Source organism: Streptomyces sp. NPDC029139 (assembly GCF_055564335.1).
The window spans coordinates 355,422-368,578 of record NZ_JBVHWN010000004.1 but is presented as its reverse complement, the minus strand read 5'-3'; the positions used below and the strand labels follow the sequence as shown (position 1 = coordinate 368,578).

Here is a 13,157-nt window from a genome sequence, read left to right as displayed (position 1 = left end):
AGCCGGCCTCGCGCGGAGCGCCCGAGGCTACTCGCCCGCGCAGTCGTGGGCGCTCTGGTCCACGCTGACCCGGTCCAACAGCCGGCGCAGGACCGCCTGTTCGGCCTGTGAGAGATCGGCGAAGAGCTCGCGCTCCGCCGCGCTCACCGCCGCGTCGACTCGTTCGAGCGCGTCCGCACCGGCCTGGGTGATCTCCACGATGTGCCGACGACGGTCGGCGGGGTCCCGGCGCCGCTCGGCGAGGCCGGAGCTCTCCAGTTCATTGAGGATCGCGACCAGTTGACTCGGGTCGACCTCCATCGCGGCGGCCAGCTCGCGCTGGCTCATCGCCCCGGGGGCGAGCTGCATCAGCGTCATCGCCTGGCGCGGACGCAACCCGGCGACACCGAGCGCGGCCCGGATGCGCGCACCCGTGAGCTCGCCGCGGAAGGAGAGGAGAAAGCCGAGGCTGTCGGACGGTGAGGCTGCCATACCACTCACCGTAACAGCGACTCCATTGTGGATCGCGAGGAATCGTTGTTATTGTTCAACGATTCCTCTGTGCCCACCATTGGAGCGCCACCATGTTCGTCGCCTATGCCGTCGTCGCCGCGATCCTCGCCCTCGCGATCTCCGCATCCGCCTTCCTGACCCTCACGCGCAGCGCCGACGTCGTCGAGAGCATGACCAAGCTCGGCGTCCCCGACGGCTGGCTCCCGTGGCTGGGTGCCGCGAAGGCGGCGGGCGCGGCTGGTCTGCTGGTGGGGCTGACGGTCGCGCCCCTCGGCGCGGCGGCGGCGATCGGGGTGGCGCTCTACTTCGCCGGAGCGGTGGTCACGCACATACGGGCCAAGGACTACGCGATGGCGCCGGCGGTGGTGCTGATGCTGATCGCGGTGGCGGCCGGCGTGCTGCGGATCGCTTCCGCGTGAGGCGCCGCAGGGCGACATGGCGAGACGAAACGTCTTGCGTAGCCGCCCACGAGGGTTTACCTTCATCGAGACGAGACGAGACGAGACGCATCGTCTCGCCTCGTCTCGTACAGCCGACCTGAAGGATCTCGCCCTTGTTCCGTGTCCACCTCACCGACGTCACCCAGCGCTACGACGACCGGCTCGTCCTCGACCGGGTCTCCCTCACCGTCCGCCCCGGCGAGCGCGTCGGCGTGGTCGGCGACAACGGCTCCGGAAAGTCCACCCTCCTCCGGCTCCTCGCCGGCCAGGAGACCCCCGCCAACGGCACGGTCGCCGTCGACTCCCCCGGCGGCGTCGGGTACCTCGCCCAGACCCTCGACCTGCCGGGAACGGCGACCGTCGGAGCCGCGATCGACCTCGCCCTCGCCGACGTACGGAAGCTGGAACGGGCGGTCCGCACGGCCGAGGCGAGCCTCCGGGAGACCGGAGACCTCGACGGGTACGCGGCCCTCCTCGCCGCGTACGAGGCGCGCGGCGGCCGGGACGCCGACCGGAGGGTCGAGACGACCCTGCGGCAGCTCGGCGAGGGCGGACCGGGGCCGCTCGACCGCGACCGCCCGCTCGGCACGCTCTCCGGCGGGCAGCGGTCCCGGCTCGCACTCGCCGCGACCCTGGCCGCCGACCCCGAACTGCTGCTGCTCGACGAGCCGACGAACCACCTCTCCCCGGGCCTCGTGGAGGAGCTGGAGGCCGCCCTGGCGGTTTTCCAGGGCGCGCTGGTGATCGTCACCCACGACCGCCGCCTCCGGCAGGGGTTCCGGGGGAGGCGGCTCGAGCTCACGCCGTGGACCGGCGCACGGTGTCCGGCGTGAGCTCCGCACGTGAGCGCGGGCGCCGAGGTCAGCCCTCGGAGCCGTCGTCCTCCAGGTCGCCCTCGGTCTCCAGGAAGACCTGGCGCAGGGCCGCCAGCGTCTGCGGGTCCGGCTTCTCCCACATGCCGCGGGACTCGGCCTCGAGGAGACGCTCCGCGATGCCGTGCAGGGCCCAGGGATTGGCCTCCTTCAGGAAGGCCTGGTTCTCCGGGTCCAGGACGTAGGTCTCCGTCAGCTTGTCGTACATCCAGTCGGCGACCACGCCGGTCGTCGCGTCGTAGCCGAAGAGGTAGTCGACCGTCGCCGCGAGTTCGAACGCGCCCTTGTAGCCGTGGCGGCGCATCGCCTCGATCCACTTCGGGTTGACCACCCGGGCCCGGAAGACCCGCGAGGTCTCCTCGACCAGCGTCCGGGTGCGGACCGTCTCCGGCCGGGTGGAATCGCCGATGTACGCCTCCGGGGCCGTGCCCGTCAGCGCGCGGACGGTCGCCACCATGCCGCCGTGGTACTGGAAGTAGTCGTCGGAGTCGGCGATGTCGTGCTCGCGCGTGTCCGTGTTCTTCGCGGCGACCGCGATCCGCTTGTACGCCGTCTCCATCTCGGACCGGGCCGGGCGGCCTTCGAGCCCGCGGCCGTACGCGTACCCGCCCCACACCGTGTACACCTCGGCGAGGTCCGCGTCCGTGCGCCAGTCGCGCGAGTCGATCAGCTGCAGGATCCCGGCGCCGTACGTGCCGGGCCGTGAGCCGAAGATACGGGTGGTGGCCCGCCGCTCGTCGCCGTGCTCGGCCAGGTCGGCCTGCGCGTGGGCCCGTACGTAGTTCTCCGAGGCCGGCTCGTCCAGCGACGCCGCCAACCGTACGGCGTCGTCCAGGAGCCCGATGACGTGCGGGAACGCGTCCCGGAAGAAGCCCGAGATGCGCAGCGTGACGTCGATGCGCGGGCGGCCCAGCTCCGCCAGGGGGATGGGCTCCAGACCGTTCACCCGGCGCGAGGCGTCGTCCCAGGTGGGGCGGATGCCCAGGAGGGCCAGGGCCTCGGCGACGTCGTCGCCCGCCGTGCGCATCGCGCTCGTGCCCCACAGCGACAGACCCACCGACGTCGGCCAGTCGCCGTTGTCCGTGCGGTAGCGCTCCAGGAGCGAGTCGGCGAGCGCCTGGCCGGTCTCCCACGCCAGGCGGGACGGCACGGCCTTGGGGTCGACGGAGTAGAAGTTACGGCCGGTCGGCAGCACGTTGACCAGACCGCGCAGCGGAGATCCAGAAGGCCCGGCCGGTACGAAGCCGCCGTCCAACGCGTGCACGGCGTGCGTGAGTTCGTCGGTGGTGGCGGCGAGGCGGGGCACGACCTGCTCACAGGCGAACCGCAGCACGGCGGCCACGTCGGGGCCGTGGGCCTCGGCGACCGCCGGGACCGCGTCCACGGACCAGTCCGCGGCCTCCATCGCCTCGACCAGCGCGCGCGCCGTCGCCTCCGCCTCGTCGGCGGTCGTACGGGTCGCGGCCGACTCGTCCAGGCCCAGGGCCTCGCGCAGACCCGGCAGGGCCTGCGTACCGCCCCAGATCTGCCGGGCACGCAGGATCGACAGGACCAGGTTGACCCGGGCCTCGCCGGTCGGCGCTCCGCCCAGCACGTGCAGACCGTCCCTGATCTGCGCGTCCTTGACCTCGCACAGCCAGCCGTCGACGTGCAGCAGGAAGTCGTCGAAGCCGTCGTCCTCCGGGCGGCCCTCCAGGCCCAGGTCGTGGTCGAGCTTCGCGGCCTGGATCAGCGTCCAGATCTGCGCGCGGATCGCGGGCAGCTTGGACGGGTCCATGGAGGAGATCTGCGCGTACTCGTCGAGCAGCTGCTCCAGGCGCGCGATGTCGCCGTAGGAGTCGGCGCGCGCCATCGGCGGCACCAGGTGGTCGACGAGGGTCGCGTGCACGCGCCGCTTGGCCTGCGTGCCCTCACCCGGGTCGTTGACCAGGAAGGGGTAGATCAGCGGGATGTCGCCGAGCGCCGCGTCCGGGCCGCACGCGGCGGACAGGCCCGCGTTCTTGCCCGGCAGCCACTCCAGGTTGCCGTGCTTGCCGAGGTGGACCATGGCGTCCGCGCCGAAGCCGCCGTCCTCGGCGCGCGCCGCGATCCAGCGGTAGGCGGCCAGGTAGTGGTGGGAGGGCGGGAGATCGGGGTCGTGGTAGATCGCGATCGGGTTCTCGCCGAAGCCGCGCGGCGGCTGGATGAGGATCAGCAGGTTTCCGCGCCGCAGGGCGGCGAGGACGATGTCGCCCTCGGGGTTGCGGGAGCGGTCCAGGAACATCTCGCCGGGCGGAGGGCCCCAGTGCTCCTCGACGTGCGTGCGCAGTTCCTCGGGCAGGGTCGCGTACCAGCGCTTGTAGTCGGCGGCCGGGATACGGACCGGGTTGCGGCTGAGCTGTTCCTCGGTCAGCCAGTCCTGGTCGTGGCCGCCGGCCTCGATCAGGGCGTAGATCAGCTCGTCGCCGTCGCCGGAGACCAGGCCGGGGATCTCCTCGACCGGACCGAAGTCGTACCCCTCGTCCCGAAGGCGTCGCAGCAGGGCGACGGCGGAGGCCGGGGTGTCGAGGCCGACCGCGTTGCCGATCCGCGAGTGCTTCGTCGGGTACGCGGAGAGGACCAGCGCCAGCCTCTTCTCGGCGTTCGGGATGTGCCGCAGGCGTGCGTGGCGGACGGCGATCCCGGCGACGCGGGCCGCGCGCTCGGTGTCGGCGACGTACGCCGGGAGGCCGTCCTCGTCGATCTCCTTGAAGGAGAACGGGACGGTGATGAGCCGGCCGTCGAACTCGGGGACGGCGACCTGGCTGGCGGCGTCCAGCGGGGAGAGCCCCTCGTCGTTCTCCTCCCAGGCCGAGCGCGAGCCGGTGAGGCAGAGCGCCTGCAGGATCGGTACGTCGAGGGCGGCGAGCGCGCCCGCGTCCCAGGCTTCCTCGTCGCCGCCCGCCTGCGCCTCGGCGGGCTTGGTGCCGCCGGCGGCGAGGACGGTGGTGATGATCGCGTCGGCGCCGCGCAGGCGGTCGAGCAGCTCCGGCTCGGGGGCGCGCAGGGAGGCGACGTAGAGGGGCAGGGCGCGGGCGCCGGCGTCCTCGATCGCCTCGCAGAGGGAGCCGATGAAGGCGGTGTTCCCGCTCATGTGGTGGGCGCGGTAGTAGAGCACGGCGACCGTCGGGCCGTCGGTCCGCCGCGGCTCGCGCTCCAGCGGACCCCAGGTCGGCGCGGCGGCCGGGGCCTCGAAGCCGTGGCCGGTCAGCAGCACGGTGTCGGAGAGGAAGCGCGCCAGCTGCTCCAGGTTCCCCGGGCCGCCGTGCGCGAGGTAGGCGTGCGCCTCGGTGGCGACGCCGATGGGGACGGTGGAGGTCTCCATGAGCTGGGCGTCGGGAGCCTGTTCGCCGGAGAGCACGACCAGCGGCAGGCCCGTCGCGCGCAGCGCGTCCAGGCCGTCCTCCCAGGACCGCAGACCGCCGAGGAGCCGTACGAGGACGAGGTCGACGCCGTCGAGGAGGCCGGGGAGCTCTCCCCCGGAAGTGCCCCCGAGGGCGAGGCGGGAGGGGTTGGCGAACCGGTACGTGACCGGACCGCCGGCCGCGCGGGCGCTGAGCAGGTCGGTGTCGGAGTGCGACAGCAACAGAATTCGCATGCGAGCGCAGGCCTTCCTCGGGGTTGTCCGCGCCCCGGGTGGTCGTGTGGACGGCGGGAGTTCCTGACTCACCGGGACGCGGGTGCGACCTGGCTCACAGTGGCGGGACCGCGCCGGATTCTCACCGGGCTTCCTCCCCGGGGCCCTGGGACCCCATGCCGTTCTGCATAGTAGATCCTGCCCCCGCCGGGCTGGGGGGTTGGCCGGATCACACCCGGTGGTCACGCGGATTCACGTGGGTATGCTCGCCGCCATGCCGCCCACCCCACCCACCACGCCCAACCCGGGCGAACCCCTCATACGGGACCGTGGCGACGCCTGCCCCGGGGCGCTCCGACTGCACCCCGCCGACGACGGCCGCCTGGCCCGACTCCGCCTGCCCGCAGGCTTGTTGACGTCACGTCAGGTCGAGGTGCTGGCCACCGCGGCGGAGGTTCTTGGCGACGGCCGGGTCAGTGTCACCTCCCGGGGGAACGTGGAACTGCGGGGCCTCGGGGAGGGCTGCGGCGCGGAGCTGGCGGAGCTGCTGGCACCGGCCGGGCTCCTGCCGTCCCCGACCCACGAACGCGTCCGGAACGTGGTGGCCTCACCGGCCGCGGGACTGGACGGACTCGGCGGCGGTGACGTGCAGTTGTGGGCGCGTGAGCTGGACGCGCTGCTGTGCGCGCGGGAGGGGACGGCAGCCCTTTCCGGCCGTTTCCTCTTCGTCCTGGACGACGGCCGGGGGGACGTGGCCGGACTCGGCGGAGATGTGACCTTGATCGCAGCGCGGGCCTGTGCGCCCGGCAACGAGGGCACGGACGGGGTCCGAACCCCGTACGGAACGGGCGGATCGGACGGATCGGACGGGCCGGTCGGGCTCGGCGAATCGGTCGGACCCGGCGGACCGGACGGACCCGGCGGACCGGTCGGGCCGTTCCGACCTGGATCCTCGGCGTCCGACGGTGGCGACGGCGCCCCGGGCGCGGACGCCTCGCGCGCGGACACGCCCCCACGCCCCGAAGCGCGCCCCGGCCCCGGCGCGTACCTCCGCGTGGGCGCCCAGGTCCTCCGGATCGACGCCACCGACGCGCCCCGTGCCGCGCTCGCCGCCGCGGAAGCCTTCCTGGCCGCCGCCCGGGCGGCGGGGAACGGCGCCTGGCGCGTCCGCGAACTGCCCGAGGGGCACGAGCCGGATCTGGCCGGCGCGCTCGCCCGGGCCGGGATCGCGGCCGAGCCCGTCGCCGCGCGGGAACTCCCGCACGGTGAACCGCCCGCGCCCGGAGTGCTCGGCGAGAGCGCCGTCTCGGTCCTCGCGCCCCTCGGCCGGCTGACGGCCGAACAGCTGCGCGCCCTGGCCGCCGGCGGCGGCGAGGTACGGCTCACGCCCTGGCGGGGCGCCGTCGTCACCGGTTTCCCCGACCGGACGGCCGCCGCGCGACGGCTGCGCGAACTCGACGCGTACGGCCTGATCACCGACCCCCACTCCCCCTGGGCCGGCGTCGGCGCCTGCACCGGACGCCCCGGCTGTGCCAAGTCCCTGGCCGACGTCCGCGCCGATGCCGTACCGGGTCGCTCCGCCGGCCTCCCCGTCCACTTCTCCGGGTGCGCGCGCCGTTGCGGCCACCCCCAGGGCCCGCCCGGCAGCTGGGTGGACGTCGTCGCCACCGCCGAGGACGCCTACCTGGTCGACGGCGTCCCCACGTCCCGTACACGCCTCACCGCGGCCGTCGCGACGGCCCGCGCCACCGCCCGCACAACGAGATGAGCGAGAACGACACGATGTTCGCCTACGAGAAGGACGGCGCGGAGATCTACCGCCAGTCCTTTGCCACGATCCGCGCCGAGGCGGACCTCACGGATCTGCCCGCCGATGTCGCCCAGGTCGCGGTACGGATGATCCACGCCTGCGGCATGACCGACCTCGTACGCGACATCGCCTACTCGCCGCAGGTCGTCTCCCGCGCCCGCGCCGCCCTGCGCGCCGGGGCCCCGATCCTCTGCGACGCGCAGATGGTGGCGAGCGGTGTCACCCGCAGGCGGCTGCCCGCCGACAACGAGGTGATCTGCACCCTCTCCGACCCCTCGGTGCCCACGCTCGCCGCCGAGCTCGGCACCACGCGCAGCGCCGCCGCCCTCGAACTCTGGCGCGACCGCCTCGAGGGCTCCGTCGTCGCCATCGGCAACGCGCCCACCGCGCTCTTCCACCTCCTGGAGATGATCGCGAAGGGCGCGCCGCGTCCCGCGGCCGTCCTCGGCATACCGGTCGGCTTCATCGGCGCCGCCGAGTCCAAGGACGCCCTCGCCGCCCAGGACCTCGGCCTCGACTACCTCGTCGTGCGGGGCCGGCGCGGCGGCAGTGCGATGACGGCAGCCGCGATCAACGCGATCGCTCACGAAGCGGAGATCCAGGCATGACCGTGGTGACCGGAAAGCTGTACGGCGTGGGCCTCGGCCCCGGCGACCCGAACCTGATGACGGTGGCCGCGGTGAAGGCCATCGCCGCCGCCGACGTGATCGCCTACCACTCGGCCCGTCACGGCCGGTCCATCGCGCGCTCGATCGCCGCCGAGCACCTCCGCGAGGACCACATCGAGGAGCGGCTGATGTACCCGCTCACGGTGGAGACCACCGACCACCCCGGCGGGTACCGGGGCGCGCTCGACGACTTCTACGAGGAGGCGGCGGCCCGCCTCGCCGCCCACCTGGACGCCGGCCGCACGGTCGCCGTGCTCGCCGAGGGCGACCCGCTCTTCTACGGCTCGTACCAGCACATGCACAAGCGGCTCGCGCACCGCTACGACACCACGGTCATCCCCGGCGTCACCTCCGTCAGCGCCGCCGCCGCCCGGCTCGGCGAGCCGCTGTGCGAGGCCGAGGAGGTGCTGACGATCATCCCCGGCACCCTGCCGGAGGACGAGCTGACGGCCCGCCTCGCGGGCACCGACTCGGCGGTCGTGATGAAGCTGGGCCGGACGTTCCCGACCGTGCGCCGCGCCCTGGAGCGGGCGGGCCGCCTGGAGGACGCCCGGTACGTGGAGCGGGCGTTCATGGCGGGCGAGCGGACGGAGACCCTGTCCGAGGTGGACCCGGAGAGCGTCCCGTACTTCTCGGTGGCCGTGCTGCCCTCCCGTATCGACGCCGTTCCCGCCGTACGGGAGCGGGGCGAGGTCGTCGTCGTCGGTACCGGTCCGGCGGGCGCGCCCTGGCTGACGCCGGAGTCGCGCGGCGCGCTGATCAACGCCGACGACCTCGTCGGCTACACCACCTACCTCGACCGGGTCCCGGTGCTGCGGCCGGGTCAGCGCCGGCACGGCTCGGACAACAAGGTCGAGTCCGAGCGCGCCGAGTTCGCCCTCGACCTGGCCCGCCGCGGGCACCGGGTCGCGGTCGTCTCGGGCGGTGACCCGGGCGTCTTCGCCATGGCGACGGCGGTCCTGGAGGTGGCGAGCGAGCCCGCGTACGCGGACGTTCCGGTACGGGTCCTGCCGGGTGTGACCGCGGCGAACGCGGCGGCGGCCGCGGCGGGCGCCCCGCTGGGCCACGACTACGCCACGATCTCGCTCTCCGACCGCCTCAAGCCCTGGGACGTCATCGCCGGGCGCCTGCGCGCGGCGGCGGAGGCGGACCTGGTCCTCGCGCTCTACAACCCGGGCTCGAAGTCCCGTACCCACCAGGTGGCGGCGGCCCGCGATCTGCTGCTCGAACTGCGCTCGCCCGAGACGCCGGTGGTGGTGGCGCGGGACGTGGGCGGCCCGGAGCAGTCGGTGCGGGTGGTGACGCTCAAGACGCTGGAGCCGAGCGAGGTGGACATGCGCACCCTGCTGCTGATCGGCTCGTCGCAGACCCGGGCGGTGGAACGCGCCGACGGCCGGACGATCACCTGGACGCCGAGGCGGTACGGGTGAGCAGGGGGAGCGTCGCGGGGTTCACCGGCTGAAGGTGCCCAGGCCGTTCACGTCCAGGTACTCGACCCGGACGGTCTTGCCGTCCGGGGAGAAGGTGACCCCGGTGCGGCCGACGGCGTTCTCACCGCGCGTCTCGAAGCTGAAGGTGTCGCCGCTGTAGTGCGTCAGTCGGTACGTCTGGGGCTTCGGCCCCAGGGACAGCGTCAGCTCTCCGCCGTCGCCCTCGGTGACCTTCAACGGGCCGTAGTAGTCGCTGGTGTACGTGCCGGTGTAGGTGGACGCGTCCTTCGCGGGGGAGGCGTCGGCCGGCGGGCGGGTGTAGTCGGTCTTCGACCGGCCCTCCTCCGCCTGCTGCTCGTAGATCGCGTCGACGAGCGGGATCCAGTCGCGGCTGGGCTCGCCGTCCTGCGCGATGTCGAAGAAGTCGAGGGCGACGGCGTCCGCCACACCGGCGGGCGCGCCGTTGGTGAGGACGACGATGCCGAGCCGCTCGCCGGGCAGCATCGTGACGTTGGTGTGCGCGCCGAGTGCGAACGCGCCGGTGTGGGAGAGCCGGAGGCGGCCCTCGTCGTCGTAACTCACGTTCCAGCCGAGGCCGTAGAAGCCGGTGCGGCCGGCCGGGGCGTGGGGCGGGTTGGCGACCGACTGCGGCCAGTGGGTGCGCTCCAGGCTCTCGGCGTCGATGATCTGCCGACCGTCGAGCTTGCCGTTCGCGAGCTGGAGACGCATCCAGGCGCCCATGTCCCGCGCGGTGGAGCTGACTCCGCCGGCGGGTGACTGCGCGTCCGGGTCGCGTACGAAGGCGGCCTTCCACGTGCCGTCGGCCTCCTTGACGTGGCCGACCGCCCGGTTGGACGCCTTCTCGAAGTCCTGGAAGCGCGAACTGGTGGCGTCCATGCCGGCCGGCTTGTAGAGGGTGTCGGCGGCGAGCTTGTCCCAGGGGACGCCCTTCTCGTCGGCGACGGCCTCGGCCGCGGCGGTGAGACCGAAGTTGGTGTACGCGTAGCTCGCGCGGAACGGGGCGAGGGGCTCGTACCGCAGGTGGGACAGGATGTACTCCTGGTCGTAGCCGAGGTCTTCGAGCAGGTCACCGGCGTGATCGGGGAGTCCGCTGCGGTGCGAGAAGAGGTCGGCGACGGTGACGTGGGAGGTCACCCACGGGTCCTTCAACCGGAAGTCCGGCAGGTGCGGGGCGACGGGCTTCTCCCAGCCCTCCACGCCCACGGCCTGCGCGACGACGGTGGACGCCACCGGCTTGGAGACGGACGCCAGCTGGAAGACGGTGTCGGCGTCGACACGGGCGTCCTGGCCCGCCTTCCGTACGCCGTACCCCTTGATGTGGACCACCCGGTCGTCGTGGACGACCGCGACCGAGACGCCCGGAACACCGGTCCGCTTCATGGCCTGTTGGACGACCCCGTCGAGGCGGTCGACGGCCCGGTCCACTTCGGCGTCGTCGAGCTGCGCGGGCGGCTGGGGCGGCGGCGGTGAGGGCCCGGGGGCGGCGACCGCGGGAACGGTCGCGCCCAGCAGGGCCGTCAGCGCGGCCGTTGCCAGCCATCGGGCGGTACGCACCTCTCCATTGAACGCCCGGGGTCGGGGTTTGTCCTCCGCAGCGGGACCGGCCCGCGGCACCGCTGCCGGCACGCCCTCTGCGTCCTGGGGCCGACGCCCATCGTCCCTGGTCGGGGACGGGTCGAGGCGGTAGAGTCCGCCTCCGGCGGATCATCGGCCCCCACCCGCACCGCCTTTCCCCCACTCCTCTTCCCTCTCGTGTTGGTCCGGAAAGGCCCCTTCTCTCTGTGATGACTCGTACTCGGCTGAGTGCGTCGGCCGTCCCGGCCGTCCTCGCCGCCGTCGGCGGTCTGCTGACCGCCACCCCGGCCTCCGCGGCCGTGGCCTGCGCGTCCCCGGTCTGGACGGCGCAGTACTACGCCAACGCCACGTTCAGCGGCACGCCCAAGCTGACCGCCTGCGATACCGCCGTCGCCGAGAACTACGGCCTCGGCGACCCGGCGGGTGTCACCCTGCCCGCGGACAACTTCTCCGTCCGCTGGTCCGTCACCCGCGACTTCGGCTCCGGCGGACCGTTCTCCTTCTCCGCCGCGACGCAGGACGGCATCCGCGTGTACGTCGACGGGGTGCGCAAGATCGACCTGTGGCGGAACGTCTCCACAACGCAGTACAAGACCGTCGACCTCACCGTCCCGGCCGGACGCCACACCATCCGCGTGGACTACGTGGCCTGGACGGGCAATGCCAACGTCACGTTCACGTACACGCCCCGGACCTCGGCGACCGTCGACACGGTCAACCCGCTCGCGCCGACCGGCCTCTACGCCGGATACGACGGGACGACAGCCACCCTGCGCTGGACCGCCAACAAAGAGATGGACCTCGCCGGGTACCGCGTGTACCGCCGCCTGAGCGCCACCAGTTGGGCGAAGGTAAGCGGCACGTCGCTGCTCACCTCCCCATACTTCGTCGATGCGCCGCCCTTCACGGGCCAGACCTTCCTGTACGAGGTCCGCGCCGTCGACAAGGCCGGCCGTGAGTCCACCGGCAGCCTCGACGTGACCACCACCACCGTGGACCGCACCGGGCCCGCCGCCCCGACCGGCGTGACGATCGTCAGCGACGCGTGGGACGCCAGGGTCGGCTGGCAGCCCGTCGCCGACGCCGCGAAGTACGAGGTGTACGCGGCCTCCGCATCCACCGGCCCGTTCGAACTGCTCGGCACGACGATCACGACGTCTTACTGGACCACCGCGCCCGTGAACACGCTTCGGTACTACCGCGTCCGTGCTCTCGACGCCTTCGGCAACCCGTCGGCGTACTCCGCCGTGATCACCGGCGACGGCGTGGACCGGACGCCGCCGAAGTCCCCCACGAACCTGGGAGCCGTCGTCCGCGTCGGCTCGACCGAGGTGTACTGGCAGGAGCCCGACAGCTTCGGCCAGGACTTCGCCAACGGCGGGCAATACCACGTGTACCGCTCGCCCGGCACCACACTTGACCCCGCCGCGCTCACCCGCGTGACCTGCTCCGAGGGCAGCGACATCACCAGCACCGACAGCCTGTGCCGCGACCTGGACGTGGCCCCGGGTGTGTACTACACCTACGGCGTCGCGGCGGTGGACCCGGCCGGCAACGAGTCTCCGCTCTCCGCCCCGCTCGTCGTGCGCACCGGCGACCGAGTCGCGCCCGCTCCGGTCACCGGCCTGACCGCCACGCCGCGCACCGACGGCATCCTGCTGACCTGGGCCGCGTCGACCGAGGACGACGTCGAGCGCTACGCGGCCTGGACGGGCGTACGGCAGGCGGACGGAACGGTCAAGTGGCTCGGCACCGGGTGCGGGGACGGCACGGCCGATCCGCTCGCAATCCTCTGCGGCAACCTTCCGGACGGCGAGACGTATGTGTACGCCGTGACGGCCAGGGACCGCTGGGGCAACTCTCTGTACCCTGCGACCAGCGCGGCCGTCCCTACGGTCACGGCCACCGAGCTGGACCTCCGGCCGTCCGTGACCGTCCCGCGCGAGGGGCGGCTCACCAGCTTCAGCCCGGACACCATGGTCACCGGTGCGCGCACACCCACCGTCACCTGGCAGTGCACCGAGGCCGCGCTGTGCGACCCGATCGCCGGCTACCGGGTCAGCCGCTGGAACCCGGCGACGAAGGCGTACGAGCCGCTGCACAGCGATCTGCTTCCGGCGACGGATAGGAGCTGGTCGGACATCACGGCCACGCCGGGGGACACGTACTTCTACACGTTCCAGGCCCTGCGGGCCGACGGCGGCGTGGTCGCGACGTACGCGTGGGGCACCGTCTACCAGAACCGCGTCTGACC

The 13,157-nt window shown here is 73.1% G+C and carries 8 protein-coding genes, 1 pseudogene and 1 riboswitch; of the genes and pseudogenes, 6 read left to right on the top strand and 3 right to left on the bottom strand.

Annotated features, from left to right (window positions below; genetic code table 11):
• Positions 1-27: 27 nt before the first annotated feature.
• The gene (locus ACZ4VW_RS12720) at positions 28-471 is read right to left on the bottom strand and encodes a MarR family winged helix-turn-helix transcriptional regulator (RefSeq protein WP_467961388.1); all 444 of its coding nucleotides are present in this window, start codon (positions 469-471) and stop codon (positions 28-30) included.
• A gap of 92 nt (positions 472-563) precedes the next feature.
• Here ACZ4VW_RS12720 and ACZ4VW_RS12715 point away from each other — a divergent pair, with 92 nt between their 5' ends.
• Together ACZ4VW_RS12715 and ACZ4VW_RS12710 are read left to right on the top strand one after the other, a co-directional pair.
• Entirely contained in the window at positions 564-911 is a 348-nt protein-coding gene (locus ACZ4VW_RS12715) for a DoxX family protein (RefSeq protein WP_467961386.1), read from the top strand.
• Between the two features lie 134 nt (positions 912-1,045).
• Positions 1,046-1,693 (top strand): annotated as a pseudogene (locus tag ACZ4VW_RS12710) (ATP-binding cassette domain-containing protein); the annotation flags it as partial.
• 100 nt (positions 1,694-1,793) lie between these two features.
• On the opposite strand, the gene cobN reads toward ACZ4VW_RS12710, so the two are convergent.
• Positions 1,794-5,420, bottom strand: coding sequence for a cobaltochelatase subunit CobN (cobN, locus tag ACZ4VW_RS12705; protein ID WP_467961384.1), 3,627 nt, complete (start codon positions 5,418-5,420; stop codon positions 1,794-1,796).
• Between the two features lie 38 nt (positions 5,421-5,458).
• A riboswitch (cobalamin riboswitch) is annotated at positions 5,459-5,595 on the bottom strand.
• A 66-nt stretch (positions 5,596-5,661) separates the two neighbouring features.
• On the opposite strand from cobN, the gene ACZ4VW_RS12700 reads away from it, so the two are divergent.
• Genes ACZ4VW_RS12700 through ACZ4VW_RS12690 form a run of 3 tightly spaced genes read left to right on the top strand, consistent with a single transcriptional unit; the run spans position 5,662 to position 9,307 of the window.
• On the top strand, positions 5,662-7,167 hold the full coding sequence (locus ACZ4VW_RS12700) for a cobalamin biosynthesis protein CobG (protein WP_467961887.1): 1,506 nt from the start codon (positions 5,662-5,664) through the stop codon (positions 7,165-7,167).
• A 14-nt stretch (positions 7,168-7,181) separates the two neighbouring features.
• Positions 7,182-7,817 carry a precorrin-8X methylmutase gene (locus ACZ4VW_RS12695; protein WP_467961885.1) on the top strand — a complete coding sequence of 212 codons (636 nt, stop codon included), beginning with the start codon at positions 7,182-7,184 and terminating at the stop codon, positions 7,815-7,817.
• Positions 7,814-9,307: a precorrin-2 C(20)-methyltransferase gene (locus ACZ4VW_RS12690; protein ID WP_467961382.1), complete on the top strand. Its 1,494-nt coding sequence runs from the start codon at positions 7,814-7,816 to the stop codon at positions 9,305-9,307. The genes ACZ4VW_RS12695 and ACZ4VW_RS12690 overlap by 4 nt, the downstream gene beginning before the upstream one ends.
• A gap of 21 nt (positions 9,308-9,328) precedes the next feature.
• On the opposite strand, the gene ACZ4VW_RS12685 is transcribed toward ACZ4VW_RS12690, so the two are convergent.
• Positions 9,329-10,882: a serine hydrolase gene (locus ACZ4VW_RS12685; RefSeq protein WP_467961380.1), complete on the bottom strand. Its 1,554-nt coding sequence runs from the start codon at positions 10,880-10,882 to the stop codon at positions 9,329-9,331.
• A 230-nt stretch (positions 10,883-11,112) separates the two neighbouring features.
• Between ACZ4VW_RS12685 and ACZ4VW_RS12680 the strand changes: the two genes are divergently transcribed.
• A complete protein-coding gene (locus ACZ4VW_RS12680; RefSeq protein ID WP_467961378.1) occupies positions 11,113-13,155 on the top strand; it encodes a PA14 domain-containing protein in 2,043 nt (680 codons plus the stop codon).
• Positions 13,156-13,157 lie beyond the last annotated feature (2 nt).